The following is a 26,398-nucleotide window of genomic DNA, read 5'->3' as shown; positions in this document are numbered from 1 at the left end:
AGCTGCTGCGACGTAAAATAAGGAAGAAAGCCGGAGATTTTTTCGGCATTCATGGCTGTCCGGCCCCCAGTTTATCCAGGACAAGCCGATGAATCTTACGGATCGTACTGAAGTGCTCTAAATCGAGTGTCCGGTAATCAATGCTGATCCGGTACCGGCGTTCCAACTGTTCGATGAGCCAAATCAGCGAGAAGGAATCAAGCTGCAACGGCATATCCGATTCCACTTGTTCGTCCAGGGTTTGAAAAAGACCCGATTCTATGACAATTGACTTGATGTCAGCGATGTGTACCATGAGAAAGCTCCTTTAACAATTCTCCTCGCAGCAATTTGCCGGCAGCCGATAAGGGAAGCTGTTCGATTACATGCAGCTTTTTGGGGATTTTATAATCCGAAAGAACGTTCCGAAGCCAATGCGAGATGTCGTCAAGCGGCTCGGTCGCCGTCGGCTCATCCCACACGATGAAGGCTTCGATGACGCGTTCGAGAACCGGATGCTCGTAGTGCACGGCTGCGGCCTCTCGGATCAACGGATGTTCTCTCAGAGCCGCTTCGATTTCCTGGAGCGTGACTTTAAGTCCTCCGATACTGATCTGATCGTTGCTGCGGCCGGTCACCGTAAGAAAGCCGTGCTCATCGATGTGAACCAGATCCTGCGTATATAAAATTCCGCTGGTCCCGTCTCCATCGGGATCGGGTATCCAATTGTCCTGCTTCCCTGTATAAGGGCTTTTATCCAGACGGATCGCCAATTGAGGCTGCTCCTCGCTCCATTCGTAGCGGATATGCCGCGAGATTTTACCGAGTGAAGGCGGATGGCTGTCCGTAAAGTCAACCGAAATATAGCCGATTTCGCTCATTCCGTACTGCTGTCCGATCGGCAGGCCGATACGTTCACGATATCTGCCGGCCAAATCCGCCGGGAGCGGCCCTCCGGAAGAGATCAGATACAGGGGCTTACCGCTCCGGACGTGACCTGATTGACAGACAAACTCCTCCATACGGGCTTCCATCAGCTTGTAATGGAAAGCCACACCGTACACATGCGATGCTTCGTAGCGTTCGATGGACGAAACGATTTCCTCTCCGTTGATGAAGTCGGGGAATGCGACGGTTCCTCCTTGCAGCAGCGTATGAATGGCAGCCGACATCAGACCCAGCGCGTGACTTAACGGAACCAGACACAACACCAGGCTGTTTTCACCGGGGCTTCCCTCTTCGCGGGCATAGCCGTCCCATTCATCAAGCAACGACTGATAGGTGCGTGTAATTGACTTCGGTGTTCCCGTCGAACCTGAACTGAACAAAGTAAGCGCTTCCCAACGGTTCAAAAGGAGTTGCTCCTCGCCCGTATTTTTGCTGTCGTATGCGACGCGATTACTATCTTCCCCGTCTCCCGCTGACAGGAAGAAGGGAGCTTCCGCTTGAAAGAACGAAACGACCGGCTTGGGATTCCGGGACTCGGCACTTATGGTCAGATCCGGTGAAAAGAGACGAAGACGAGCCTGCTTTTCGTCTTCTTTCATCCGCTGATCCAGCAGAAGAATGTGGTTGCGCTGCTGCCAGTTCGCCGCTGTCCATTCGAGCAGCGTATACGAATCCGGCAGGTCAATGGCAACCCGGCAGTTCTTCCAGCCCCGGTCGTCCAGCCATTTCTTTTTGTCCCCGATTCTGCGGTTTAGCTCGGCGTAGGACAAGCTCAGCTCTGACGACAGGAGGGCTGTTTTAGGAAGAGGCTTGAAAGAGATCATAATCGCTCCACCCCTTCGGAAGGAACATAAAGACCGTAACCCCGGGCTGCATTCCGCTCATACTTTTCGAGCCACGGCTCCAGAGCGAGGACGGGTTTCAGGCCCCGGTTCTTTGCCTGTTCCGCCGATTCGACGGCAAGCGAAATGACGCCCCCTAATGCGTTGGAGTCTCCTCCCTCTCCCGCGTGATCCGAAATCCAGTGTGAAGACCGGATGGACCGGGTATCGCACAGGACGAGCAGCACGAGATCCGCTTCGCCGTCCTCGATATAGTCCTTCGCCTGCCGGATCAGTGCACGCACACCTGCAGCCGTAACGCTGATACAGCTTAGCGGGCCGTGCACAGCGAGTTCTTTGGCGATGTATCCCATGACAGAACTCGGCACAGAGGGAGGGAACATGATCGGGCTGACTTTCCTGCCCTGCAGCAAATCCTTGCTCGTCTCCTGGAGCGTCATCATGTCGGTGAACAAGCTTCCGAGCAGGATCGCCTTGCGTGCCGGCTGGATATCCCGGGATCTCGCTTGTTCTGCCGCTTTCATCGCCGCATGGTAAATCAGCGGATTATACGAGGAGCGGACAAATCCCCGCAGAGGCGGGATGGGATCGTTTTCGCTCTGTTCGTGAAAACCGGTGACCACCACCTGCATCTTCCGTGTATCCAGTCTGCGCGACTGCTCTGAGATTTCCTTCATCATGATTCCCCTCCATTCCATCTGCGGAAAAGAAGTGTGCAGTTATTCCCGCCGAATGCTCTTGAGTTGGACATCACCACGTCCAGACTCTTCTGCCGGGAGCCCTCCGTCACATAGTCTAAATCCAGCCCTTCATCGGTTTCAACAAAATTCGCGGTTGGAGGAATCCTCCCATGAGTCAAGGCAAGAACAGAGATAATCGCTTCGACGGCACCGGTAGCTTCCAGCATATGACCCGTTGTCGATTTCGTGGAACTGACGGGAATTTTGCGGGCGTACTCTCCGAAAACTTGCTTGAGCGCATTCGTCTCACTGCTGTCATTCAGCGGCGTCCCGGTTCCGTGCGCATTGATATAATCCACTTCTTCCGGTCTGCAGTTCGCTTGGCGCAGGGCAATCTTCATCGATCTCGCCAGTCCGTCTCCTTCAGGATCGGGCTGCGTGATATGGAAACCGTCCGAGCTTAGGCCCCAGCCGATCATTTCTGCCAAAGGCTCGGCTCCTCTTGAAAGGGCATGCTCAAGTTCCTCCAAAACGAGAATAGCCGCGCCGTCGCCTATGAGAAGACCGCTGCGATGCTTGCTGAACGGACGTACGACTTCTTCCGCCATAGCCCGGCTCGAATCGAAATTATAAAAAACGATCGGGTAGAGAACGTTGATCCCGCCTGCTACTGAGACCGGAGTTCTCCCTTTGCGAACCTGATCGAAGCCGTATCCGATCGCATTGGCTGAGGCCACGCACGCATTAGTAAACGCAAGGCGTTCGCCGGTGGAACCGATTATGCCGGCAACCGCCGCCGCCTGCTCGTAGGGATTGGAATCATGAATGGATACCGGCCGATCGCCTTCCGATCGCATAAATTCGGATTTTCTGTCTGCGAATTCCTCTGCCTCCCAGTCAGGCGAGAACTGCTCGTAATAGTTCAGAAGATGAGTGCCGTCTCCCAAATTTCCGACAGCCACTGCGGCTTTCTCCAGACTGCTCCGGTGATTCTCCGGGTTGAGCCCGGCCATTACTAAAGCCCGCTCCGTGCAGTACTCTGTAAAAAACTTGTAGGAGCGTTCTTCGACAGGCGCCTCACCGCCTACTTTCGTATAGCTTCTGGAAGTATCGATACTCTGCAAAGGCCGGAAACAATGCTCGCCCTCAAATACTTTGTCGAGAATGGGAGCCTCCCCTAACCCGAAAGGGGTCACAACCCCGTATCCGGTTATAACGACACGTTTATCCATGAATCAGCTGCTGCCTTTGGATAAATTCATGAAGTTCCGCGATGTTCATCTTTCCGACTTTGTCGATATCGTCATCGGCCACTTTGAACTGAAATTCTTCTTCCAGGTTTACGATCAGTTCGAATAAAGAAATGGAATCCAGGCTGAATTCCTGGGCAATCGGTTCTTCCGGATCTACATCCGGCTTGACCTCCATGTTCATTTTCTCCTCACAAATGCGGGTAATGAGAGCTTTCATTTCGGTAATCGCTTCCATAAATTTTCCTCCTTAATCGGTTGTAATCGGATGACCGGATGCGCACAGCGGCTCCAGAACAATTTTCCTATCGCCTCTATTCAGCAGCGTGATCAGCTCACTCCTGGCACTCACCTGGATGCGCTCCATCATTAACTTACGCGGGCTCAAGGCAAGCTCCGTTCGGAAGCGCGGGGTAAGATGCGGTGAAACGACCGGCATGCTTATCGACATAGGGCCGGCCGGTTGGACGGGATATTCGTTCTCGAAATCAGAATCATACACATACACGATTTTACGGGCGGTTCTTAGAAGTTCCGTTATAATTTGTTGCATCATATAAGTCGGAAACAAAAGAATAAAATCGGTTATTAACACTACGTCGAAAAAACTGTTTTCATAAGGGGTATCACAGCCGAGCCGGCAATGGATTTCTTGTGAGAGAGAAGATTGGAACATACCCTCCAATCGGTGATTCCAAAGGTAGATATGAGTGGGGTTCAACTGCCTGGCCAAGTTCTGTTCGCTTACTCCAAGCAATAAGGAAGCGGATGCGCCTCGAATGTGCTCGTTATACAGGTGTTGAATAAAGGGGGCCGTAAATTTTTTCATTAACAGGGATAAATCGATGTACAGCAGCTTCTCAAGAAAAGCGGAGTAAAACATCCCTTGATAGTGCGGGTAAGCCTCCGTTTCCAGCTGCCACAGTTTGCGGTGAATACAGCGTTTGTTGCGAAAATCGTTTTCCATTCGGTCTTCGGATCTGACGATGGGATGCGGCAGATGCAGCACAAAGGCGTGCCTCTCCGAACGGAAAGAACATCCCGTTCTGTAAAGCCGGTAAGCGAAATCAATATCCTCCGAGCCCCAGCCTCTAAAATTCTCGTCATACCCTCCCGCCTCACGAACACGCGAAGCAGACACGCTCATGGCGCCCCCCAGTCCCATCTCCCAAGGCGCGGCAAGCAGATCCAGATTGTCCCGGAGCATCCTGAGCGCCTGATACCGGCTGTCCTGCCATACCGGCGACACGGACAGTTTCGAAGCCTCCTCCCGCAGATTGAGCGGGGACAGCTTATGGACAACGGTTGTATCGTCACGCTCAGGGTCCGCATTAAGCCCGAGTACCATGTGCAAAAGCACCTGATCCGGCCGCTCCCGGAACCGGTCGATAACCGTGTCCAGATAGTCAGGCGGTACGATTATTCCGGCATCCAGAAAACATAAGAGATCACCGGTCGCCGCACAAATCCCTCGATTGCGGGCACGGGATCGGCTGGAATTTTCATCGCGGGGGATATACAGATAAGTCAGACGATCCAGACTTTCCCGCGCCGCTTCAACTAGTTCCGCCGTATCGTCCGTAGATCCGTCGTCTACGACGATGACTTCGAACTCTGTCCGGCTCTCATTACGCTGGGCCGCGAGATACCGCAATCCCTCGGCCATAAAGCTACCCGAGTTGTACGTCGGAATAACAAATGAAACCTTATATGTCATTTTCATCTCCTATCGCAGCAATAAATGAAAACCTTGAATTTTATTCAGCCCCACGAATGCCTGATCCTTTATCCCTCCTCCTCCCTTATTACCTACAAGTATAGAGAAAAAAATGTTATTTTCAAGCAAATATGATATTTTTTAAGTATATAATTCGACTTTTATAACCATACAGGGGTCAATAAATTTGTAGAGAAAATGAATCTTGTTTTCGGAATTATTTCCAATCATTCTATTTTACTGCTAATTAATTGAATAATTAACCATTTTATATATAATAAAGAGTAAGAAACAAAGATTAAAGGAGGCATGATGACAATTTACGCGGACAACGAACAGGATCAGCTCCTCATATCCGATCTTCTGCTGCAAACGGACGGATCGACAACACGAACGATCGAGATTATCGTCCGTAATCAAGTGAACATTCATGTGTATGAACATGAACGGACAGTTTCGGCATCTGTTCCTGAAGACGTCCGGCAAGCTTTTCCGGCCAACGGACAGTTCATCAGACGCCTATCGAGCCTAACATTGCCCGGCCGTGTGTTGTCTTACAATATCGTGTATGCGAACCTGCTGACACTCCCGGCAGATTTGGCCAGGCAGCTTGATAACCGGCAGTTTCCGCTCGGCAAACTGCTGGCTGAATATCCGACACGAAGGGAAATAACGGAGACAGGAATCGAACACAGAAGCGGCATGGAAGCATTCGCACCCTATTCCCTGACCGCTTCCGCTTACCTTATGAAAAAATATAAAATCATGGGGGGAGATTCGTGCTGGTTCTACCTGATCGAATATTTTGACCTGGACGCCATTGTCCGTTCCACTTCCCGCATTGCCTCCAGCAAACCATAATTCCAAACTCACGCAAATCGCTTTTGGAGGTCTTATAGGCAGAACATTTTCACTTGAATTTTAGGGCCATCAAAAAAGCAATAAACAGAATACAACAGCCCGCTATGAAGGGAGCGAACATATTCATTTCAAATAAGAATCCGGCTTGAATGGGCCCTATGATACTGCCCAAACTCATATAGGCATTATTCATACCGGCCACATATCCTTGTTCGTTCCCTGCCATCTTCGATAATCTTGTATTGAGAGCTGGACGGAGCATGGCGTTTGCAAAGAAAATACCGGAAGTTATACTGTTAAAACCTACTTTCGTCAGCTCATTGTTCCACACAGCTGCTCTCCGGTTGTACCCGGCTCCGATCATGGGGTAGCAAATCAGAGCTGCAGTACGGTGATGGGCTCGTTTTCACAAATTTCACCGTTGTCACGGAAACCGAAGCTTTCATAGAGCTTTTTGGCAGCGAAGTTATCAGTTCCATAAGGAATCCAGCAGTAACGTGCTGGCCCGGCCGGAAAGGTTCGGATATATTCCAAGATTTTGGTCATGGCTTCTCGGCCGTAGCCCCGGTTCTGATTGTGCTTGTCAATCATTAGTCGTAAGATACAATAGCTGTCATCTGCAATTGACGGGAGCTCGTATCCGGTGATTCCATAAGTCAGCATAACAAAACCGACAGGCTGCTCATCTTCATAAATAGCAAACGGAAATGGATGTCCCCCATTGGTTGCAAGGACATAACAAGAAGCCATGCTTGACAGATTGGACGCTACGAAGCGGCGTTGTTCTTCTGAAACTTCCAAGTTAAATATGGCACGTCGGTTTTCCAATGTGATTTTTCTGAGAGTAATCATATAGAGTTTCTCCCTTCATTACTTGGGTTGTTCATCTAAATAGGTTTATTCTCGTTTGGCTGGTCTTAAAGTCGTTTAATCATATGAATATCGTCCGGCTCTTTTTCAAATAGCTCCTCATCGACTTCCGACGTAATGGCCGAGCCGCAGCTTGTGTAAAAATTTACAGCGGATTCTGTTTCTGTAGAGGAGATGTATAAGTACTTCGCGCCTTTTTCAATGGCCGCTTTACTTAACTCATCCATTATTCGGCTGCCTATTCCTTGTCTCCGGTAATCCCGGGTAACATACATGAGGTCTATCTGAAGCCGGTCATTCTCTTGGCCTCTAAACTTATTAGCCAGGACACCGAACCCGACTAATGTTTCCCCGTCGTATGCCCCGAAAGCTGTACCGCCGTTTTTTAACTCATACTCATACCTTGAAATGACAGCGTTATAATCGTCTTCTTTCCAGTTAGGGCATTCATGACCTGTTTTTATTTCCTCCAGAACTTCATTCTTGCATGTATAGATGAGCTCTATGGTTTCGGAACGGTCTATATCGCGTATTTTAAACGAATCTTCGAGTTTCATTGGAATGATTGAAACCATACTCTTCCCCCCTATTTGCATTTCTGCGTTTTACTTCATATTACTTAAATATCTCTGCGAATAAAAGCTGATGTTGAAAACCATTTCGATGCGAATCGCCGTGCAATCGCCACGCATAGTACGGCACCGGTATTTAAAGCATTATTCGGACCGATGAGCAAGATATTGAGAAAGAGATCCGCATCATTTGGGAAGCATCGGGAAAGCCCGGTCAAATGATCGGGTTTTTCCTGCTTACTCATTTCGAGTCATTGTCTTCCGCAAGTAAGCTCCGGATATAAAATTCCTGCTGTTTAAGCATATAATCCGAAGCATCTCTCAGCAGTTCGGCAAAGAGCAGGCTTTTTTCCTCCCCCAGATGCTCAACGAGACCGACGAACATATTGAGGCGGGCTTCATTAATGTGTTGGATATACTTTTTGCCTTTATCCGAAAGCCGGATTCTGACAACCCGCCGATCGGCGGGATCGGCGTGACGCTCGACAAGTTCCTGTCCTTCCAGACTGTTGATATGCTGGGTTACCGTTGGCGAAGTGACATTCAGTTTACCGCTGATTTCCGAAACTTTCATTCCCGGACTTTCATCTTCGACATTCATACTAATGAAATAGAGAACCATTATTTCGCCCGGCTTTTGATTGTGTACCGCGCGATTCTGCATCATATTTCCGCCGACCTGCGCTTGGAAATACGATTCCATTAACTGCTCTGCGGTTTGCTTCCGCTCATCCGCCAATCCGTTCACTCCCCTAATATGAATAACATGTGAGATGCAAAGATTCGATTGTTCTATGATTTCATTGCAGCTTTATATCGCGCTGCGATAGTGTGAAAGACTTCCTTGGGCTCCCAAGGCATGTCGGGGTAAGTTGTACCGCAGCTTTCTGTCAGCACCCGTACAACTCCGTATGAGGCTCGATCAAAATCACGATCGGGATCTTCATCGTACGGCAAATTGTGGCTAGCAAAGGTGCACCAGAAGGCCGTGTCGACTCCGGCTTCTTCGAAAATGTCGACGCTGTCGTTGAAATATTGGCTTTGTTCGGACTCGTCACGCTCGTAGCTGCCCTTCAGCCCAACTGCCTGCGCACCGTCCCACTCTACGATGAACATTCCACGTGCCCCCAGATCGGCCGCACCCTTGAAGGTTGTGCACCCGAACTCGGAGATGACCAGAGGTTTGTTTGAGCCGGCCAGCTTCTTGATTGCATCCGCATAAAGATGAGCAACCTCGGCAGAGTTGTAAGCGTCGACAGCGCTGAAGTCGAAAGGTTCCCAGTTCACAGGTTCGCTGGGCAGGGCAGCGTACGTAACGGGACCCCCGAATCGGGCTCGCACGACGTCTACGGCACGTGTCAAAAAGCCGTTGAGCAGAGCCGGTAATTTGGCGAACGCGGTCCGGCTAACCGCCTGTTCGGATAATGCCGCGAGGCGCTCCGACAAAGTCTCGCCGGGAAGGAAACCGCGGGTAAAGAGCATGAGCTCGGCACCCGTCACCATGACCACCTTCGCCCCCGTAAGCCGGAGGCGTTCGGCTCGTTCTGCACAGTCTGCGAGCAAATCAAGCAGCACATCTTGGTCCAGATCGTTTGTGAACGGCGAGAACCATACCTCAAGGCCCGCTGCCGCAGCCGCTTGTGAAGCGATCTCCAGGCGAACGGGCTCGCCGCCCGTTACTCGTACGGCCGTGCAGTGCAGATCATGCCGTATAATTTCCATCTCCCTGTTCACTCTCGCCGCATCGAAATCGGGGTGTGTGCTGGTTCCCTCACTTAGAAATCCCGTGTCATAGGTCACTCCACGCATGCGCATAATGGACGACCTCCTTTCGTTTTCATCCTAAATAGGACGTTTAAATGTTAGGTAATCAATTAAATAGGTAACCTAAGTATATGCGTGTGCACACAGGTAGTCAACCGGGTAGGTGTTACTTAATCCTTAGACAACATGTTGTTAGGGATTGTTTTTTTCGTTTCAGGGCGTTTTTTATCCATCTGTCATTTTCCATATATGATTAGTTCAGTCAGCAGAATCCATAAAAACGCCGAGGAGGAATGATTCCTAAAGAAGATGGTTTCCGTACTCATGACCGCTACGCGGAATGCTTTCCGCCGAGTGTCTGGCCGTCGTGTATTTTATCCTATAAATCTTTAACTCCATTAACTACCTACGAAGGTACCCTTAAAGTATGGTTGAAAATTTATGCTTACGGAATTTTATAGGAGTTCTTGTTGGAATCAAACCGATATCCTGTATCGTTAAAACACAAAAAGCCGCGATTACCGCGACTTCATTTGCATCTAAAAGGAGCCGATGTGTCGGCATCCTTTCAAAAGAAAACTAAATAGTCTACACGATCAGCAGAAAATCAGAGTCGCAATACGGTGATTGACTCGTTTTCGCAAATTTCGCCAGTGCCACGGAAACCGAAGCTTTTATCTTATTTTACCAAGCTGCTAGCGGATTGTTTTTCTTTCCACATCATCGTAATGGCAAGACCAATAAACATAATGACAGCAGCAAAGAGATACGGATAGTTGATATTTACATCAAATAAGATACCGCCTAACGCGGGCCCGAAGATATTGCCCAGGCTTGTGTAGGTTGAGTTCATTCCGGCGATAAATCCTTGTTCTTTTTCGGCAGTTTTTGATAAATAGGTCGTTAATGCCGGTCGCAGCAAGTCAAATGCGAGAAAGATGAAGCAAGTTATCAGCAGAATGGCTAAATAGCTGGAGACCATGGTAGATGCTACCGCTAATACTACGCCAGAAATTAAGCATATTTGGATGAGTTTCTTTTCACCGAGTTTATCTACCATTTTACCAAACATAAAGACCTGCACTACAACCCCGAAGATTGAGCTGATTGTGATAATGGTAGCAATATTTCCTGGAGTGAAACCGAATTTATGATCGGAATACAGACTAAACACAGTTTCATATGCCGATAAACCAAAGGCCAGTACAAACACAATAATAAAGGCAATCATGTATAGTGGATGAAGGGATCGTTTGAGATCCATTACAAAGTTGGTATCTTTTTTAAGCTGAGTGATTTCCAAAAGCTGCTGTTTGGTTAGCGGCTCTTTTAAAATAAACAGGGATGAAATACAGGTGATTAATGCGAAGCCGGCAGCAAAGTAGAATGGGGCACGCACACCCAGCTCAGCAATAAAACCTCCGATACCCGGGCCGATAATAAAACCGATACTAATGGCGGCAGATATATAGCCCATCGCTTTTGGCCTTTCCTCTACCGAGGTAACATCTGCAACAAAAGCAGTTACAGCCGGCATAATAAATGCACCACTGATGCCTCCTAGAATTCTGGATAGATAAAGAACGGATACATGGGTACCTAAACCAAAGATCACCTCGGATACACTGAAGAGAAATAAACCGATTAAGATCATGTTTTTTCTGCCATAACAGTCAATCCAACGTCCTGCCAGGGGAGACATGAGTAATTGTGCGATCGAAAATGCCGCTATTAGATAACCCATCGTTTGGCCTGATAAATGCATCATATTCATAAAGGATGGCATAACAGGGATGATAAGTCCGATTCCTAGAAAAACGATGAATATATTACTTAATAGAATAAGTAAGACTGTTTTTTGTTCTTTCAATGGTTTCTTCATGAAGCAATACCTCTTTCTGTACCATCATAGCTGTGAAATCCCTCTCCAAAATACGGTCCATGAGGCATTTAGTTTATCGTTTAAACGTTTTTCATTATTTCCATATGCAAGCTCGAGCATGATCGAATCAACTATCCCTAAGAAGGCAAGAGTCGGGATAGAGGCTGTATCCTCCGTAATGGCTTTGGCATCGATCCAAGCTTGAAATTTGTTTTCCAATACGGTTTGAATCTTTTGTTCCGTATCGAAAACTTCTTCATTAATCGCTGTTGCAAGATGGAGAGGTGGAAAAAAAGACATACGCAGCCAAAACTTTAACTGCTCGCTCTGTTGAAACAAATCAATGACCAATTGCAAATATCCCAATAAATCCGCTTTGGGGTTTTGAGTATCCACTTTACTCAAATAGTCTAGTTTCGAAGAAATTTCCGTCTCTTTGGCATCTTGTAAAACTTGTAGAAACAGATCATCTTTTCCTTTGAAATGAGCATAGAGAGACTGTTTTTTCATCCCGACATTCTCGGCAATTTGAGATAGAGATGCTCCCTCATACCCATGAATTGTGAAAAATTTTAAAGCGATATCTTTAATCTCTTTACTTTTCAATAGTATCACCTCGATAATTAACGAACGTTCGTCAGTTATTTTATCAAATATAAATTTTTCATGCAAATGTAAGTTGCTTTTGATAAAAATGACACATGGAACTCATTCTTTAGGTTCCTTCTGGCTGACGTTGAACATTATTTTGCTGCAAATATTTCTACACAAAAAAACCTGTCGACACGACAGGCTTAATACTTATTAAATGTGCGGCGCCGAGAACATGGACCGCCTCATTTCTGTTCAAGAAGCCCGGAAGAGCGCTGCCTACCGGCTCCAATCCTACTCCGGGCGGTTATTATACGGTCGAGTGTTTATTCTACCCTTGAACGTCTTCGTCCATTTTGTATTCTAAAATATCTCCAGGCTGACAATCCAGAGCCTTGCAAATCGCCTCTAAAGTCGATAATCGAACCGCTTTTGCCTTCCCGTTTTTCAATATGGAAAGGTTAGCCATCGTGATTCCAACCCTCTCCGATAGTTCCGTTACGCTCATTTTTCTTTTAGCCAACATCACGTCAATATTGATTATAATCGCCATGTTATTCACCTCAGACCGTCAAATCATTTTCTGATTTTATATCGATTGCCTCTTTTAAAAGCTTTTGGAGAACCGCAGCAAAAACGGCGACCACCATGGAAGCGAATATCAGGACCATTCCGATAACAATGAAACCCGGTGCGTCGTCTTTCTCCGCCATAAGATAGAAAAGCGGCATGCCTGCGACATACAAACCGCCGAAAATGAGGGCGCAGGTTTTTATAATTTTCAATGCCTGTACGGATAACTCCGAGAAAGCTTTGTTCTTGTCAATGTAGCTTAAAAGTTTGAAAGCCTGATACAGGGCAAAGTAAAAGGGTAGCGCCGTTGCATACAAGTCAATCCATAGGAGATATTTCAAGTAACTATGTTCCGGATACAATTCCGCTGCAAAATTCGCAATTCCGGGCACCAAAAAAATACACATAGCAAGAACCGGGACTCCGATAAGAATAAGCGCTATTTTTAAAAAGAGTGTTGTTCCTCGTTCCATAATGCACCTCACTTAAAGTTATTGTCATTCTGAATTTAACATTAAATTTATCGCAATTCAATATATTTTGATTGATTTAAAATATTTCTTGATTGTTTTGTACATTCTCTTTAATTTTTGCACAAAAATAAAAAGCATTTCTCTTGGCAAAGAAATGCTTTATAACGATGCACTATTCGATTTATGACCGGATCAGCCTACACCGGCTCTGGATCGCAATGGCAATCCCATTAAAAGCGGCCATTAATTTTGATCAGTAATTCCAAAATTCGCTAGACCGCCATCAATATTGGAGTGGACGTTTCCTGATTAGCCGATCAGAAATTTCGCACCAAATCCTTTACCCGAACGATTAGCGTTCTGAAGCTCTTGCTCACAGACACTCCCAAGAAAAACAACGTTCTCCGGATATAGCTTACCTAATAGCGCCCATAGCACGAGTGGGTTGCCATCGGCTGAAATAAAATGTATACCTGACTCGTTTGTTACCAGACCGTGCAGGTTCAGGATGTCACAGACATCGTGAGTACTGATCTCCGTTGGTGTCTCTGTACGCTCTGTATTAGACCCGGATTGCTCCACCGGGTGATACATAAACCTGTGGCCTCTAAAGGCCTGGCCGAGATCCACTGTATACTCAACAGAGTGGATAGCCAACTTGTAATGTAGCACGACCCGCTCTTTGTCGCCCGATGGAACAATCCGCGCTTCGACTATATTCTTCAACTCCTGATCAGGTAGCTGTAATCCAGTGCTCTTGATGCCACCGGCTGTCTGACTGCGTGGTGCGGCAAAATAATCACTATATTCATAGTCAAAAGCTACGGATGCGGGCTTATTGTCATTACCAGCCATGACTGGTAGTACAGGGTACCAGCGAAGTAAATAACGGGAAGCGGTCCGTTGCCCAGAACTGAGGCTTGCCGGAAGTATGGTGCCGAGCTGGTATTGAAAGCCGTATCCTACCGTGGATAGCTCCGGACTTAGCACGTTTTGGGCAAACTGTACGATCGTCTTATGAGACATTTTTTTGCTTAGAAGCTTGTAGAAAAACTCCTCCCGGCCTCGCTCGACAAATCTCAGGCCTTTGCCCCGACTGCTGTCATCCGGTATTTCGATCGGCACTTCTTCCCAATTCTCGAAAGGCAGGAGCGCGTCCCTTAACAGGATGAGTTGGTGCAGGTATTCATTGAACAACTGCATGACATCAGGACCGCCTGCAGGGCCCATTAACATACTAGCAACCTGTTGTGTCCATAGATGGTTATCGCAGCGGCTTCTGAAATGCAACTGGTCAAGGGTGGAGTTTCCATTGGCTTTGGATGCCCATTTTTCGGAGTTGAATTCACGCGCCCAGCGAGATATTTCCTCTCCGATACGTTGTGCCTGCCGGGTCAACTCGATTCCAGGCTCAGTCTCAAGAGCCAGCTGTTCGAGCGGCAAATCCGACTCTCTCCCGGAAATCGCCAGAATAGCCTGGAGATTATACAGCAACGCCTCCGCGTCAGCCGCCATTCCAAGCTGAACAAGTACGGCCTCCAATAATGTGTCCAATTCTCTTACGATATCTTTGGCGCGGTATACGCCTGCCGAGAGATTCCAATCCATGGCTCCATTATCAAGCTGCACGAGGGTACTGACAGGCGACTGGACAACCAGGGATTCAATATTCAGCTCATTTCCTAAAACAATACTTTTGTTTCCTATAATCAGACGATTGTTATGATTCAATCTCAGCATCTCCTTTTAGTCAAGTGCTTCATTAATTTAATACATTTACATCTATCGAAATATAAAACAAAAAATTAATCCAGATCTCCCCCCAGCACAACATGACGCTTTAATGTATCTTGATTAATTTGATAAAAATGATAGGTCCCTTCCTTGCGCGCCAGCCTTAATACCCCGCAGTCGACGAGCTGTTTCAGATGGTGCGAAAGAGTGGAGCCTTTAAAATGCAGACGATCCCCGATCTCGGTACAGCTTAATTCTTTATGCTTGTTTAAGAGCTTTACAATATTTAACCGGGTTGGTTCCCCCAGTGCTTTGAATACTTTTACCGCTTCATGATGTGATTGCACATTATTCATGGGTTGCCATCCTCGTCTTATTCGATATTTCTATATTTACCGATATATTAAATGATTGAAGTTATCTTTGTCAATATTTCCTTTAAGCGCAGTCTACAACTGGACCGGCATACCTTTGTCATCCGAAAGCATGTATCTTTTCATTACAATGTCATGGCGTGTCCGTACCTAGCGAGGAACGCTTCCTTCGCTTTGTAATCCTTCATCACGCTTCCGACGCGCCGCCAGAAGGATCGATCATGATTCATATGCAAGAGATGACAAAGCTCGTGTATGACCACGTAATCAATAACGTCAACGGGCGCCATTGCCAGACGGTAATTGAAGGTAAGATGCTTAGCCGAGTTACAGCTCCCCCACTTCGTTCGGGACTCCTCGATGATGAAGGATTTGGGCGTGACTTTCAGCTGCTTCTGATAGATTTTTATGCGCTCCCCGATCACCTTCTTACAGCTCGCGAAGTAAAACTTCTTCAGATCATCTTGAAGCTCTTGTTCCGTACGCCCGTTTGTCTCGATTAACTCATGAAGCGGATAATATCGGCCCAGATGAAGGAACTTGCCTTCCTCTTCGTATTCCCTGAACTTCCGAGGCGCGCGAGCAGCCTCAATCGCTTGCAATTGCTTCAGAATTTTATTCCCATGCTGCCTTACCGCGTTCATCACCACATCATCAGCCGTATGATTCGGCGCCTTCACCGTGACGAGTCCCGAAGGATCGATGCGGAGCGAGAGCTTTTTGCGCGGACCGTATTCCACGTGAACTTCTATTTGTTGTTGGCCGAGTACGATTTTCATCATCAACATCATTTCTGTTCGTTTTATTGGGAGCAACCCTACGTAAGCAGCGGTCACCGAATCTTGTTTGACCCCCGACAGCTTCGGAATCCGCATGCTTGGGATACTCCTCTCCAAATGGTATCTCAGATTTTAGTTTATGGCTACCCTTTTAATGATCGATCACACGGTGATTTAAACTTTATGCACGCTATGCTTCACTTTGTTCTTCTGAAAATCGCATTGGGCATCCGAATCCTAGCGGAAGGACTGGAATACGCACGTTATTCATACAGCTCACACACGCTGTTTTTCGGTTATGAGTATACCGGGTAAGAATATTTAAAATAAAACAGCCCGGTCATAATTGACCGAACTGTTCTCGTAAAGGTTATTTTCTGAACGTTTGTTCTTGCCGGATTTACATGTTACGAGCGATCTGCGGGGATAAAAACATCAGCCGCAAACATGTGCCTGATAATGAGCCGTATACACAACGTATCCGCCGTCATTCGAAACATGCTCGGAAGTAATTCCCTTAATGTACCATGTAGTCCCGTTCTCCGTGAAATGATCCGAAAAAATTCCTGTCCTATTTTTTAGATATCTATCCTGGATCGTATCGTTACAAGTAGTAGGAGTTGAAGTGTCTACTGCGGCAAAAGCCGGTGCAGCGGAGAGCAACAGAGATAACGAAAGTGCCGAGTTGATTAAAATTTATATCTGTATAAACGATAGTCATCAGGTTGCTATGCAAAGTAATCAAATTACCATAAAAAGGATACATATCGTTTTATGTGTTCATTCTTCACGTTCTATGTCTATTAACAGTCTAAAAGCCGGCTTATATATACTATTAAATCAAGGCATGATACCATTAATATGTATTTAAGCCATTCTATGATAAAAAGGAGACATGCTGATGAAAAAGTTTGTGCACGCACCTTTGTCGCTTGGTATGGCATTTTCCCTCTTATTTGGCCTCTCGGGGTTGCCTTCTAATGGACATGCGGCGGGTAAAGATTTGCTGCTGAATCCTGAGATCATTAGCGGATCGACAGATCGTACCGATTCGGGCGCGGCTGCTTTGAATCTGGGCGATAATCTGATCGCCAATCCGGGATTTGAAGACAACTTGGCAAGCTGGACCAACTGGGGAAATACCTCCAGCGTCACTTCTCCGGCATTTGCGGGAGCGAAAGCGGCACGGATCGCTTCCGGTGAAGGGGGCGCGGGACAAATCATTCCCGGTATTCCGTCGGGAACGACCTATGTCTTGTCCGGACACGGCAGCGTTAGCGCCGGTACGGATACGGCCATTGTCGGTGTAGATTGTTTAGATGCAAATAACAATGTACTGGCCAAGAACACTTTGAGATTTAATGAAACGCTGTATGAATTTAAATCGACCGCTTTTACGACCGTTCCAGGGACCGCCAAACTCCAGGTATACATATATAAAAATGCCGACAGCGGGGCAAACGCCTTTCTGGACGATCTTAGTCTTAAAGCCAGAAGCGGTGTCCAAGCGATAAATAAGGATGTCAAAGCCATGTGGGTTTGGCAGGAAACGACTTCCGTGCTGGAGGATTCAACGGAACGTTCGACCCTGTTCCAATTCGCTCAAGACAAAGGGGTTAATGTTCTTCTTCTTGCCATAAACAAAACTCATTTGACCACATATAGCCCGCAGCTTAAGCAATTTATTTCTCAAGCGCATGCCAAAGGGATAAGGGTGGAAGCGGTAAGCGGGGAGATAGATTGGGGATTGACAGATAAGCATTCGGTAGGGCTTGAAAGAATAACCGATGTCATTACCTTCAACGGAAGTGCGGCATCGAACGAAAAATTCGACGGTGTACATCAAGATATCGAAGTTTACCGTAACCAAACCCTTTGGAACGACAATAAAGCCCTTGTCATGCAGCAAGCTCTTGCCTATATCGATAAAGCCACGGCACTTATGAGCGGAACCGGTATGACATACGCCCAAGATATTCCGAGATGGTATGACGGTCCGGAATACACGGTTACGTACAACGGCATCGATAAAGGGTTTTATAAGCACTTGATCGACCGGCTGGATTGGGTTGGACTTATGGACTACACGGACCGGTATTCCGATGGTCAATGGCAAGCCGTCCGGGACGCCCAGAGCGAAATTGACTACGCGGCACAAGTTGGCAAAAAAATTACGGTGGGACTTGAAACGATCGATCCCGTAACGGCCGGCGGGGACAGTGTGACATTTTATGAAGAAGGTTTGGACGATCTGGATCGCGCACTGGCCGCAATAAAAGCTCATTACGACGGACATGCCGGTTTTGGCGGCGTCGCGGTGCACAGTTACGGCAAACAAAAAGGAAACGCCTATTATTCTCTGCCGGTTAAAGCGGTGAATCATTATTAGGCAATCCCCTAAGAAGCGACGGGCACTCTACAGAAGAGTGCCCTTCTTCGTTCCCTGCTCCCCGAATCATTTTTCACTACTTCAGCTCCGCTTTTAACTCATCTATTTCGGGTTCGTCCCGAAATAGTCTACAACGACGTTACGGAATTCCAAAGCAGCCCGCGAAATGTAACGGCTCTTGTGCCCTATTAAAGCGATCTCCCTTACTAGCTCGTGGTCCTCTACTTGGAGATAGTGGATTTTTTCCCGCGAATTCCGTGCCGTGCTTGGTAGGAAGGCTATGCCAATTTCGGCTTCCACGAGAGCGCTCAGCCTTGCGGGTTCATCTCCCTCATATACATATTTAGGCGCAAATCCGGCCGATTCGCATACTGAATCCACTAAATCGCGAGTACCGTAGCCTCGCTTTACACCGACAAACCATTCCTCCCTAAGTTCCTTCAAGGATACGCTGCTTCGGTCGGCCAGCCGATGTCCCTTCGGAATAGCTACAAGGATCGGGTCTTTGCACACGATTTGACATTCAATATCTTCCCCTTCTATCGGAGGTGAAGACAAACAGAAATCGACCTCTCCCCTATGAAGAAGCGTTACCATTTCCTGCGTCGTAAGCATTTGGACATGAAATTGGATATCCGGCATTTTTTTCCGAAACTCTCGAAGAATAGGAGGCAGCGTGCTTGCGGTGGTCACCGCCAATTCAAGTGTGCTAGGTTCCAGGCCGGATAAATCCCTCATCTCCTGCTTCCCCTCTTTCAATTCAAACAAAGCCCTTTCCGCACGACGAAGGAATCTGCTTCCGAATTCATTCAAGCGCAGTTTCCTGCCTGTTCGATCGAATAAAGGGACCCCCAGATCCTCTTCCAGACGTTGAATCGTTTTGCTCAGCGACGATTGAGTAACGTGCAAACTCCGCGCTGCTTCGGTCATATGTTCCAATCGAGCTACCGCAAGAAAATAGTGCAATTGAAGAAGTTCCATTTCCTACCCCCCCATATATTCCTTCAAGTCTATGAAATCATAACATGAAATGCGTTGGAGTAAATACCTCTTTTCAAGTAGGCTATCATTAAAACACTTTAGGGGGACTCCACTAATGAATGCCCGCAGCTGGTGGTTGATGATTTCCGTTGGACTGGGGATCCTGCTCAACCCGTTAAATTCATCGATGGTTTCGGTTGCTATTCCAAATCTGCAAAATGTATTTCATCTTGACTTTACACGTGTTTCCTGGATTATTTTTTCATTCTACATTGCAAGTGCTGTCGCTCAACCTGTCATGGGAAAGGCCAGCGATCTATTCGGTCGCAGGAAGATATTTCTTACCGGGCTTCTTGTAGCTTTCTTTGCATCCATGGCAGCTCCACTTTCACCAAACTTCGGGTGGCTTATCGGGTTCCGCATTGTGCAATCTGTCGGAACAAGCATGATGGTTGGGGTTGGAATGGCCATCATTCGCATGTCTATTACGGAGAATCAAGCGACTGCGCTGTCTGTTTTGTCCATATTCCTATCGGGAGCGGCAGCCATTGGCCCCTTTATTGGCGGAATCTTGATTCATTTGTGGGATTGGCCCGCTATCTTCTTCGTCAATATTCCGTTTACGGTCGCCGGCTTTCTATTGGCTTGGAGGACGATTCCTAAGGACGAACCGCCAGCATCCGTTACACGGGGCATGTCCTTTCGTAAATGGTTGCATTTGATTGATGCGTCAGGGATCCTGCTGTTCACAGTGGGACTGGTTGCCCTGCTCGTTGGACTACTCTCGGTCAAATCATCCGGGCATATCACATTAGGAAATGGCATTGTCGGGCTGACAGGCCTCATTCTGCTTTTGGCTTTCGTACGACACGAGCTAAAAACGGCGTCACCCTTTATTCCTTTGCGCACATTCGCCAAATATCCTGCGATAACCTGGGTCAATGTCGAGTTCATGCTCGTTAACGTACTTTATTACTCGCTCTTTTTCGGGATTCCGTCCTACTTGCAAACGGTGCGTCATGTAAGCGAATTCCATACAGGAATTCTTATGTTATGTTTAGGCGTGTGTTCGCTCGCTGCTTCTCCATTGGCAGGTCGATGGATTGATAAATCAGGGCCCAGACCGGCATTGTTCCTGTCCGCAATCTTAATGACATTCGGGTCGGTGTGGCTCGTGACATTGAATCCAACTTCACCGGTTATCAGCGTGTGTTTGGCTTTGGCCGCATTCGGCATTAGCAACGGGTTAAACAATGTCGGTATGCAAGCGGCCTTGTTCCAACGTTCACCGAAAGAAATAATCGGTGTAGCATCCGGATTATTTAACACATCCAGATACTTCGGAACCATTCTCTCTTCTCTGTTGATTGGCACTGTCATGGGAGGTAATTTCAGCTTCGAGGGATTTCGAACGCTTGGGATTATCCTCACGGTAATTGCATTGTCTTTGGTATTCATGAGCCGGCGGCTCCGCTAAAAAAATTTCTTTCCTAATGTAAAATACTTATAACAAAAAAAATATGACCACTTCGGGCTATATCGAGAAACTTATTGTGAACTCCGTGATAAAAAAACTTCTCGATAACGAACAATCCTTAAACAAAATGTTGTTTAGGGATTGTTTTTTTCGTTTCAGGATGATTTTTTTATAAAAAAGTCTTCTCCCTTGTATGATCAATTTAGCTAGTAAAATCTAGTAATACCTACAAGGAGGATTTATTCATGAAAAAAATGGTTTCGGTATTCATAACCGCTATGCTGCTAACTATTCCGGCCACCTCTGTTTTTGCTCAAACGAATCATGATCCTGTAAAAGAAAAAGCCAAAGAGCTTGCGTTGAAGATCGTGTCCGGTTATGGCGCAAGCGGGATACAGTATGCAATCAGAGATCACGGATCCCTTGTTTTATCCGACAGCGCCGGTGTGTCCGACAAAGCTAACAAGCAGCCGATCACCCCAAACACCATGTTTGGCATCGGCTCGGTAAGTAAGATGTATGTTACCGCTGCAGCGATGATGTTAGCCGATTCTAAGAAAATTGAACTCGATAAACCGCTGACCACCTATATCAAGGAATTTAAAATGGCGGATGAACGATACAAAAAGATTACACCGCGCATGCTAATGAATCATTCATCGGGACTTTACGGCAGCCACTATGGCAACGGTACGATGTTCGATGACAATGATACGAGAAATCATGATGAATTACTGGAAAAGTTAAAATCAGAACACTTAAAAGCAAACCCGGGTGAATTTTCGGTATATTGCAATGACGGCTTCCAACTGCTTGAACTCTTGGTTGAACGCGTGAGCGGGTTAAGCTACAGCAGATTCCTCGAAACTCATGTAAGCAAACCACTTCAATTAACCTCAACTAAAACACCACTTGATTCCTTTGACAGAAACAGGCTCGCAAAAATCTATAATCCCGCGGTGGATCAAGCTTTACCCGTCGAAAATGTCAATGTCCTCGGAACAGGTGGCCTTTACTCCACAGCCGAGGAACTAAGCAAGTTCGGTGAAGTCCTGATCGGCAACCGAACTGATATTCTATCCGAGAAGTCGGTCAAAGCCATGCAAAGTCATGAGTATCTGAACGGCGTATGGGTCCCCGAAGAGAACAACACTATTAATTATGGTCTTGGCTGGGATGCCGTCCGTTTAACGCCCTTTGATGATTACGGAATAACGGCATTATCCAAGGGCGGTGATACGCAATCGTATCACGCTGTCTTGGCTTCCCTGCCCGAACATGATATTTCCATCGCCGTGCTTTCGTCGGGAGGGACTTCTATCCACAATACCGCTTTCGCTTCGAATGTTTTATTGGAATATGCAAAAGCCAAAGGCATCATTAAAGAGATTTTGCCTGAGAAGACATTTCAACCGCCCGTGAAAGTGGATATGCCTTCGGATATGCAGGCTTATTCCGGATTATACGGTTCCGTAGGTAAAACGGCAGATTTGGAGATCAAGAACGGAGAGATTGATTTGCCTGCTCTTCTGGGCGAAGTCATACCGGCTCAAAAATATGTGTATACGGGCAGCGGACAATTCAAAAACAACGACGGGAATGTGACCCTGAGCTTTGACCTAGCGAAAAACGGAAAAACCTATTTAAAGCTTAACACTTATTTGAATTTTCCCGGCGTAGGTCAAATCGTCATCGTAACCTATGATTTTCAAAAATTAGACCCTAACCCGCTCGATCAGACGACTAAAACGGTGTGGGAACATCGAAACGGGAAAAACTACTACGCAGTGGATGAAAAGATAACTTCCGTCCGTTATATCAACCAAGCGGGTGTGACCATCAAAATATCCGTCGATACCGGTCATGGATACGCATCCGGCACTAAAATTGTTAGCGGGAATAAAGCAGTGAATGCAGCCGCTATTCCGGTTATTTCCGGGAGAGATGTTTTTGACTTGAATTTCTATCAAAAGAACCATAAGGAATATCTATCAACCCATGGACAGGCCTATATCCGTGAAGATGCGATTCAGCCCTTTTCCCAAGCAAACTCCGGAATTCGCAGCATACCTTCTGATGGAAAGGCCGTCTGGTATAAAATTGATAAAAAATCAGCCAATCGAGTGTTAACCGTTAAGGCTCCGGCAAGCGGGGGATTCGCCGTTTATGACGCGAAGGGAACGGTCGTGAACTTCTCAAAGGTAAGCGGCATGCATTCGGTAGTACTGCCTGAAGGCGGGATGATCGTTTTTGGCGGCAACGCAGGGGATGTATTTAAAATTGATCTGAAGAATAACTAGATCTAACAAGAAAAAGCCCGCGATTTTTTGCGGACTTGACTCGCCTGTGACACAGGTTTCTACAGGATTTAGAATGGAGTAATGGATACACTCCAATCCGATCTTGGAGCTGTAGAGTACACCCGAATTACGTATTCACTCCCGGTGACTAAAGGAAGAAATTGCGCGCTTGCAGCAAATGAGCGGGGGGAGTAATAAAGAGGAAAGAAGCGCTCCTCTCTGTCCAGATCTTCTTCTCCCCATGAATGTACTTTAAATAATGCTGCCTTCAAGCTAGGGGTGCTGCCGCTTCCCGAATAATAAGCATTCAGATTATAGTTAAAAGTCCACAGCGGTCCTTGAAATGTAAATCGGTAACTATACACTTCCTCTTCGCCGCTTGCCGCTGCCGTTGAAGATATGGAAAATAAAAGGGTCAAAAATACTAAAATCATACTAAATCTTCTTTTCATTTTATCCATCTCCTTTTTGGAAAAAACGGGTTCATCCTGAGCAGAATACTCAGCCTAAAACCCATAATTTGCCTGTTTAGAGGATTATAGCATGAAACCATTAGCCTATCCATATATTTTAAATACTAGAAAATATTACAAAGAAGACAATCGTTTTGATTTAAAAAGTGGGAACAAATCCATTTGACTTGCTCCCGCTTTTCCGGCTTTTGAAAGTTGTTTAGTAAGCTTCTACTTTTGCCCAGCCAATAAAACCTTCACAACCTTGTCCAGTTGAAGCTCCAGCGAATATGGATCCTCCATTACAAACTCATCTTGTTTCTCTCCGGAGGAACCGTAATAGTACACCTGGCCTTTTTTAACGGCAGGAACACCTTTCCATACCGGACTGTTTAAGATTTTCTCTGCCCCTTTGTCTTCTGCGCCGTAGACAAACACATGATCACCTAAATAGTCGGGAAGCACTTCAAGAGAAACCTTCGCAAATCCATCTTTCATTTGGAGAGCTTGTTTCGTAGGAGGCAGCCGCAGCATTTGATAGATCGTTGAACTGCCGTAATTACCGCCTTCCGCTGCCAGAACATACAGCCCATTCCACCCGAATTGCACGATCGAAACGGTCTCCCCTTCTTTGATGATTCCGGCAATTTTCTTTTTAGCATCCGCTACTTTCTGCTCGTATTCAGCTATCCATTCCTCCGCTGCCTGTTCCTTGCCGAATATTTTACTAATTCTGCGGAATTTATCTATGGGTCCTGCAGTTGAATTATCTTCCCAGTAGGGCAAGAATACGGTAGTTCCGATTTTCTCGTAAAGCTCAATATTCTCTTCGATTGAGCTTATAATTAAATCCGGCTCCAGATAGGTTAATTTCTCCGGATTCATCGGAAAATCGCCGAGATCTTCAATGCCGGCCATAACGGTTTCCGGTAGGCCCGATTTACTGATCCACGCCTCGTTGAGCATGATGCTTCTAACTCCGACCGGTACTATACCCAGTTTCAATAAATAGCCGAAATATTGATCGGAGGCCACTCGTTTAGGCTCAGCCGGTATCTTTATATCTCCCTTCTGGGTAGATACTATTCTTGTTTTTACTGTCGCCGCTGCTTGCTGATTAGACTGTTCCGTCTTATTTGCCGAGCCTTGCGAATTAACGTTTGGATGTGCCGTATTCCCGCACGCACTCACCAATAAAGAAATACACATTACCAAGGCCATGACCGCTATCTTCGTTCTTCTTTGCATCAATAACTCTCTCCCCGTTTTGTATTGATAATGATTTTCAATATCATTATAGAGAGGATTATTAGTTTGCAGAACGGCAATTCCATCCATAGATAATGGCAATTCCCGATCTTGCCAATCATGAGCATGCTTTTTCCTAAAGCGGGCAGGAGATAGTCCCTTATATTTTTTGAAGCTGCGGCTTAAGGAATGCGCATCCATAAAGCCAACCTGTTCCGCGATCTCCTGCAAAGTTGCGTCCGTTCGCATCAGCAGCCGTATAGCATTGTTCATTCGCACTTGATTTAGATAGTGAATCGGACTATTCTGCATCTCACTCTTGAACTGCCTGGACAGATGTCCTTCACTGCAATCAAGCGCTTGGGCCAGCGATTCCAGCGTAATCGTCTCAGCGTAATGCTCATGTATGTAATGAGCGGCCAGTGAAGCCAGATTAGGCCTTACGGGTCTAATCCTTTGTTGATCCAGTTGCCTTAACAGTTCATAGACGAATTGATAAAAAATCGCTTTGACATGCAGCTTATCCAATGCATGGGTCTGATCCCACTCTTTCTCCAACCGTACAAGCTTATCAAATAAAGCTAAAGGATGGCTTGGAGCAAAAGCATATTGAAAGTGAAAAGGATTATCCTCTCCCATCAAGTGCACAAATTCCTGGCGATTAGGCAAAGGCAGAATCGGTTTGTACAAGATCATATAATATTCCAGCTCATCGCTTGCCAAAATAGTCAAATTCATACCCTTCCCCCCATGAAAAATATAGGGCTCTTTGGCCACGTGGGCATTTCCGTCCAGCCATACCTGAGCACTTCCACGTATCGTATAGAGGAATGCGCTGACAGGCAGCCGATAAGCTCGCAGCGCTTCTCCCTGCTCCATGGCTGTATGTCGAACATCCATGATCTTTATAAAAACCTGATTCCATAGCATCATGTGATCCTCTAATTTCAAGTGGTCCACTCCTTTTCCCGTCCGCAAAAAAACCATTTTCTTTCGCCGAATCGAAAGGAGATGGTTCTTTGGGGGCCGTTTATTTAGCTTTCTGCTCTTCTCTGTATTCTTCACGCCATTTGTCACGCTCAGTTTCTTTGACCCGAGGGCAAGTAAAACAGTAATGGCCGCCATCAACCAGATAATACAGACAGCAAGCTGCTTTCAACCGTACTTGCTTATCGGGAGAGGCCTTTGATTGGGTCATACGAAATTTGACGTTGAGCGGATTTTTGCTTTTTCCAAAAACAGCCCCGTTCAATGATTTCACAATCTCGTAGTTTCTCGTCATCCGGTGCATGACAGTCTCACATTCTTCGGATTCCATCAGCCTTTCGTACCCGTACTCAAGCATGGTCGGCAACTGGCTCCACAGCATGCCCGTCTTTAAGGTGCCCGCTTTTGCAATCGTCTCAAAAACCGGCCGCACGGTCTGGGATAAAAAGCGGCTCAGCTTCTCTTCCGTCCAGCTTGCGCGTTCCAGCGGTTCGTCAGGTCCGTCATGAAGCTCAAGATTGGTCAATAAAAAGTTAATCGCATAATATTCGCGGTCATTATAAGAAGCGGTATACATTTGAACGGTCAGATTATCCAACGTGAGATCCGGCGTTTTACATGGAAATCGGTTTTATTATACCTTGACTGATAATGATTATCAATAAAGTTAAGTAA

The 26,398-nt window shown here is 46.6% G+C and carries 27 protein-coding genes and 1 pseudogene; 4 read left to right on the top strand and 24 right to left on the bottom strand.

Features of this window, described 5'->3' with window-relative positions; all coding sequences use genetic code 11:
- Nucleotides 1-49: 49 nt before the first annotated feature.
- From ABH899_RS17340 to ABH899_RS17315, 6 genes are read right to left on the bottom strand one after another with little or no spacing between them, the layout of a single operon-like run.
- Nucleotides 50-295: a hypothetical protein gene (locus ABH899_RS17340; protein ID WP_369998638.1), complete on the bottom strand. Its 246-nt coding sequence runs from the start codon at nt 293-295 to the stop codon at nt 50-52.
- Nucleotides 279-1,751: a class I adenylate-forming enzyme family protein gene (locus ABH899_RS17335; RefSeq protein ID WP_369998635.1), complete on the bottom strand. Its 1,473-nt coding sequence runs from the start codon at nt 1,749-1,751 to the stop codon at nt 279-281. The genes ABH899_RS17340 and ABH899_RS17335 overlap by 17 nt, the downstream gene beginning before the upstream one ends.
- Nucleotides 1,748-2,449 carry a beta-ketoacyl-[acyl-carrier-protein] synthase family protein gene (locus ABH899_RS17330; RefSeq protein WP_369998632.1) on the bottom strand — a complete coding sequence of 234 codons (702 nt, stop codon included), beginning with the start codon at nt 2,447-2,449 and terminating at the stop codon, nt 1,748-1,750. Before ABH899_RS17330 ends, ABH899_RS17335 begins: the two co-directional genes overlap by 4 nt.
- Nucleotides 2,446-3,681 (bottom strand): beta-ketoacyl-[acyl-carrier-protein] synthase family protein, encoded by a 1,236-nt coding sequence (locus ABH899_RS17325; protein ID WP_369998630.1) that lies wholly within the window; start codon nt 3,679-3,681, stop codon nt 2,446-2,448. The genes ABH899_RS17330 and ABH899_RS17325 overlap by 4 nt, the downstream gene beginning before the upstream one ends.
- Nucleotides 3,674-3,937 (bottom strand): acyl carrier protein, encoded by a 264-nt coding sequence (locus ABH899_RS17320; protein ID WP_369998627.1) that lies wholly within the window; start codon nt 3,935-3,937, stop codon nt 3,674-3,676. Before ABH899_RS17320 ends, ABH899_RS17325 begins: the two co-directional genes overlap by 8 nt.
- A gap of 12 nt (nt 3,938-3,949) precedes the next feature.
- Complete coding sequence (locus tag ABH899_RS17315; protein WP_369998624.1) at nt 3,950-5,416, bottom strand: glycosyltransferase family 2 protein; 1,467 nt, start codon at nt 5,414-5,416, stop codon at nt 3,950-3,952.
- Nucleotides 5,417-5,725: 309 nt separating this feature from the next.
- Between ABH899_RS17315 and ABH899_RS17310 the strand changes: the two genes are divergently transcribed.
- Nucleotides 5,726-6,277, top strand: coding sequence for a chorismate pyruvate-lyase family protein (locus tag ABH899_RS17310; RefSeq protein WP_369998621.1), 552 nt, complete (start codon nt 5,726-5,728; stop codon nt 6,275-6,277).
- A 49-nt stretch (nt 6,278-6,326) separates the two neighbouring features.
- Here the strand turns inward: ABH899_RS17310 and ABH899_RS17305 are convergent.
- The 14 genes and pseudogenes from ABH899_RS17305 to ABH899_RS17240 form a co-directional block, all read right to left on the bottom strand.
- A pseudogene (locus tag ABH899_RS17305) lies at nt 6,327-6,569 on the bottom strand (MFS transporter); the annotation flags it as partial.
- An 83-nt stretch (nt 6,570-6,652) separates the two neighbouring features.
- Nucleotides 6,653-7,129 carry a GNAT family N-acetyltransferase gene (locus ABH899_RS17300; protein WP_009673218.1) on the bottom strand — a complete coding sequence of 159 codons (477 nt, stop codon included), beginning with the start codon at nt 7,127-7,129 and terminating at the stop codon, nt 6,653-6,655.
- A gap of 65 nt (nt 7,130-7,194) precedes the next feature.
- Nucleotides 7,195-7,722 (bottom strand): GNAT family N-acetyltransferase, encoded by a 528-nt coding sequence (locus tag ABH899_RS17295; RefSeq protein ID WP_369998619.1) that lies wholly within the window; start codon nt 7,720-7,722, stop codon nt 7,195-7,197.
- 44 nt (nt 7,723-7,766) lie between these two features.
- Nucleotides 7,767-7,964, bottom strand: a complete 198-nt coding sequence (locus ABH899_RS17290) for a hypothetical protein (RefSeq protein ID WP_369998617.1) — start codon at nt 7,962-7,964, stop codon at nt 7,767-7,769.
- Nucleotides 7,961-8,467: a MarR family winged helix-turn-helix transcriptional regulator gene (locus ABH899_RS17285; protein WP_369998614.1), complete on the bottom strand. Its 507-nt coding sequence runs from the start codon at nt 8,465-8,467 to the stop codon at nt 7,961-7,963. Before ABH899_RS17285 ends, ABH899_RS17290 begins: the two co-directional genes overlap by 4 nt.
- 44 nt (nt 8,468-8,511) lie before the next feature.
- A complete protein-coding gene (locus tag ABH899_RS17280; protein WP_369998611.1) occupies nt 8,512-9,528 on the bottom strand; it encodes a glycoside hydrolase family 113 protein in 1,017 nt (338 codons plus the stop codon).
- 634 nt (nt 9,529-10,162) lie between these two features.
- Nucleotides 10,163-11,365, bottom strand: a complete 1,203-nt coding sequence (locus ABH899_RS17275) for an MFS transporter (protein ID WP_369998608.1) — start codon at nt 11,363-11,365, stop codon at nt 10,163-10,165.
- A gap of 24 nt (nt 11,366-11,389) precedes the next feature.
- Nucleotides 11,390-11,980 carry a TetR/AcrR family transcriptional regulator gene (locus ABH899_RS17270; RefSeq protein ID WP_369999048.1) on the bottom strand — a complete coding sequence of 197 codons (591 nt, stop codon included), beginning with the start codon at nt 11,978-11,980 and terminating at the stop codon, nt 11,390-11,392.
- 307 nt (nt 11,981-12,287) lie between these two features.
- On the bottom strand, nt 12,288-12,509 hold the full coding sequence (locus tag ABH899_RS17265; RefSeq protein ID WP_369998605.1) for a helix-turn-helix domain-containing protein: 222 nt from the start codon (nt 12,507-12,509) through the stop codon (nt 12,288-12,290).
- Nucleotides 12,510-12,519: 10 nt separating this feature from the next.
- Complete coding sequence (locus tag ABH899_RS17260) at nt 12,520-13,002, bottom strand: DUF2975 domain-containing protein (RefSeq protein ID WP_009674457.1); 483 nt, start codon at nt 13,000-13,002, stop codon at nt 12,520-12,522.
- 309 nt (nt 13,003-13,311) lie between these two features.
- Nucleotides 13,312-14,742, bottom strand: coding sequence for a hypothetical protein (locus ABH899_RS17255; RefSeq protein WP_369998602.1), 1,431 nt, complete (start codon nt 14,740-14,742; stop codon nt 13,312-13,314).
- Between the two features lie 65 nt (nt 14,743-14,807).
- Nucleotides 14,808-15,092, bottom strand: coding sequence for an ArsR/SmtB family transcription factor (locus ABH899_RS17250; RefSeq protein WP_369998599.1), 285 nt, complete (start codon nt 15,090-15,092; stop codon nt 14,808-14,810).
- Between the two features lie 143 nt (nt 15,093-15,235).
- Entirely contained in the window at nt 15,236-15,889 is a 654-nt protein-coding gene (locus ABH899_RS17245) for a M48 family metallopeptidase (protein WP_369999045.1), read from the bottom strand.
- A gap of 435 nt (nt 15,890-16,324) precedes the next feature.
- A complete protein-coding gene (locus ABH899_RS17240) occupies nt 16,325-16,552 on the bottom strand; it encodes an LCI fold-containing protein (RefSeq protein WP_369998596.1) in 228 nt (75 codons plus the stop codon).
- 238 nt (nt 16,553-16,790) lie between these two features.
- Here ABH899_RS17240 and ABH899_RS17235 point away from each other — a divergent pair, with 238 nt between their 5' ends.
- A complete protein-coding gene (locus ABH899_RS17235; RefSeq protein ID WP_369998593.1) occupies nt 16,791-18,278 on the top strand; it encodes a carbohydrate binding domain-containing protein in 1,488 nt (495 codons plus the stop codon).
- Between the two features lie 102 nt (nt 18,279-18,380).
- Here the strand turns inward: ABH899_RS17235 and ABH899_RS17230 are convergent, their stop codons facing one another.
- Nucleotides 18,381-19,259, bottom strand: coding sequence for a LysR family transcriptional regulator (locus tag ABH899_RS17230; RefSeq protein ID WP_369998590.1), 879 nt, complete (start codon nt 19,257-19,259; stop codon nt 18,381-18,383).
- Nucleotides 19,260-19,374: 115 nt separating this feature from the next.
- Between ABH899_RS17230 and ABH899_RS17225 the strand changes: the two genes are divergently transcribed.
- Together ABH899_RS17225 and ABH899_RS17220 are read left to right on the top strand one after the other, a co-directional pair.
- Nucleotides 19,375-20,736 (top strand): MFS transporter, encoded by a 1,362-nt coding sequence (locus tag ABH899_RS17225; protein ID WP_369998587.1) that lies wholly within the window; start codon nt 19,375-19,377, stop codon nt 20,734-20,736.
- 245 nt (nt 20,737-20,981) lie between these two features.
- A complete protein-coding gene (locus ABH899_RS17220; protein ID WP_369998584.1) occupies nt 20,982-23,036 on the top strand; it encodes a serine hydrolase domain-containing protein in 2,055 nt (684 codons plus the stop codon).
- 68 nt (nt 23,037-23,104) lie between these two features.
- Here ABH899_RS17220 and ABH899_RS17215 read toward each other — a convergent pair whose 3' ends face one another.
- The 3 genes from ABH899_RS17215 to ABH899_RS17205 form a co-directional block, all read right to left on the bottom strand.
- The gene (locus ABH899_RS17215) at nt 23,105-23,488 is read right to left on the bottom strand and encodes a flagellar basal body-associated FliL family protein (protein WP_369998581.1); all 384 of its coding nucleotides are present in this window, start codon (nt 23,486-23,488) and stop codon (nt 23,105-23,107) included.
- A 231-nt stretch (nt 23,489-23,719) separates the two neighbouring features.
- Entirely contained in the window at nt 23,720-25,696 is a 1,977-nt protein-coding gene (locus ABH899_RS17210; RefSeq protein WP_369998579.1) for an AraC family transcriptional regulator, read from the bottom strand.
- Nucleotides 25,697-25,766: 70 nt separating this feature from the next.
- Nucleotides 25,767-26,321, bottom strand: a complete 555-nt coding sequence (locus ABH899_RS17205) for a (2Fe-2S)-binding protein (RefSeq protein ID WP_369998576.1) — start codon at nt 26,319-26,321, stop codon at nt 25,767-25,769.
- Between the last annotated feature and the right edge of the window lie 77 nt (nt 26,322-26,398).

The organism is Paenibacillus sp. RC84, assembly GCF_041260495.1.
Lineage (GTDB): Bacteria > Bacillota > Bacilli > Paenibacillales > NBRC-103111 > Paenibacillus_F.
This window is presented reverse-complemented; position numbering and strand designations above follow the sequence as displayed.

Bases quoted from the DNA above. Each gene is read 5' to 3' on its own strand.
- ABH899_RS17340 (WP_369998638.1), bottom strand. From the start codon at position 295: ATGGTACACATCGCTGACATCAAGTCAATTGTCATAGAATCGGGTCTT.
- ABH899_RS17335 (WP_369998635.1), bottom strand. From the start codon at position 1,751: ATGATCTCTTTCAAGCCTCTTCCTAAAACAGCCCTCCTGTCGTCAGAG.
- ABH899_RS17330 (WP_369998632.1), bottom strand. From the start codon at position 2,449: ATGATGAAGGAAATCTCAGAGCAGTCGCGCAGACTGGATACACGGAAG.
- ABH899_RS17325 (WP_369998630.1), bottom strand. From the start codon at position 3,681: ATGGATAAACGTGTCGTTATAACCGGATACGGGGTTGTGACCCCTTTC.
- ABH899_RS17320 (WP_369998627.1), bottom strand. From the start codon at position 3,937: ATGGAAGCGATTACCGAAATGAAAGCTCTCATTACCCGCATTTGTGAG.
- ABH899_RS17315 (WP_369998624.1), bottom strand. From the start codon at position 5,416: ATGACATATAAGGTTTCATTTGTTATTCCGACGTACAACTCGGGTAGC.
- ABH899_RS17310 (WP_369998621.1), top strand. From the start codon at position 5,726: ATGATGACAATTTACGCGGACAACGAACAGGATCAGCTCCTCATATCC.
- ABH899_RS17300 (WP_009673218.1), bottom strand. From the start codon at position 7,129: ATGATTACTCTCAGAAAAATCACATTGGAAAACCGACGTGCCATATTT.
- ABH899_RS17295 (WP_369998619.1), bottom strand. From the start codon at position 7,722: ATGGTTTCAATCATTCCAATGAAACTCGAAGATTCGTTTAAAATACGC.
- ABH899_RS17290 (WP_369998617.1), bottom strand. From the start codon at position 7,964: ATGAGTAAGCAGGAAAAACCCGATCATTTGACCGGGCTTTCCCGATGC.
- ABH899_RS17280 (WP_369998611.1), bottom strand. From the start codon at position 9,528: ATGCGTGGAGTGACCTATGACACGGGATTTCTAAGTGAGGGAACCAGC.
- ABH899_RS17275 (WP_369998608.1), bottom strand. From the start codon at position 11,365: ATGAAGAAACCATTGAAAGAACAAAAAACAGTCTTACTTATTCTATTA.
- ABH899_RS17265 (WP_369998605.1), bottom strand. From the start codon at position 12,509: ATGGCGATTATAATCAATATTGACGTGATGTTGGCTAAAAGAAAAATG.
- ABH899_RS17260 (WP_009674457.1), bottom strand. From the start codon at position 13,002: ATGGAACGAGGAACAACACTCTTTTTAAAAATAGCGCTTATTCTTATC.
- ABH899_RS17255 (WP_369998602.1), bottom strand. From the start codon at position 14,742: ATGCTGAGATTGAATCATAACAATCGTCTGATTATAGGAAACAAAAGT.
- ABH899_RS17250 (WP_369998599.1), bottom strand. From the start codon at position 15,092: ATGAATAATGTGCAATCACATCATGAAGCGGTAAAAGTATTCAAAGCA.
- ABH899_RS17245 (WP_369999045.1), bottom strand. From the start codon at position 15,889: ATGAAAATCGTACTCGGCCAACAACAAATAGAAGTTCACGTGGAATAC.
- ABH899_RS17235 (WP_369998593.1), top strand. From the start codon at position 16,791: ATGAAAAAGTTTGTGCACGCACCTTTGTCGCTTGGTATGGCATTTTCC.
- ABH899_RS17230 (WP_369998590.1), bottom strand. From the start codon at position 19,259: ATGGAACTTCTTCAATTGCACTATTTTCTTGCGGTAGCTCGATTGGAA.
- ABH899_RS17225 (WP_369998587.1), top strand. From the start codon at position 19,375: ATGAATGCCCGCAGCTGGTGGTTGATGATTTCCGTTGGACTGGGGATC.
- ABH899_RS17220 (WP_369998584.1), top strand. From the start codon at position 20,982: ATGAAAAAAATGGTTTCGGTATTCATAACCGCTATGCTGCTAACTATT.
- ABH899_RS17215 (WP_369998581.1), bottom strand. From the start codon at position 23,488: ATGAAAAGAAGATTTAGTATGATTTTAGTATTTTTGACCCTTTTATTT.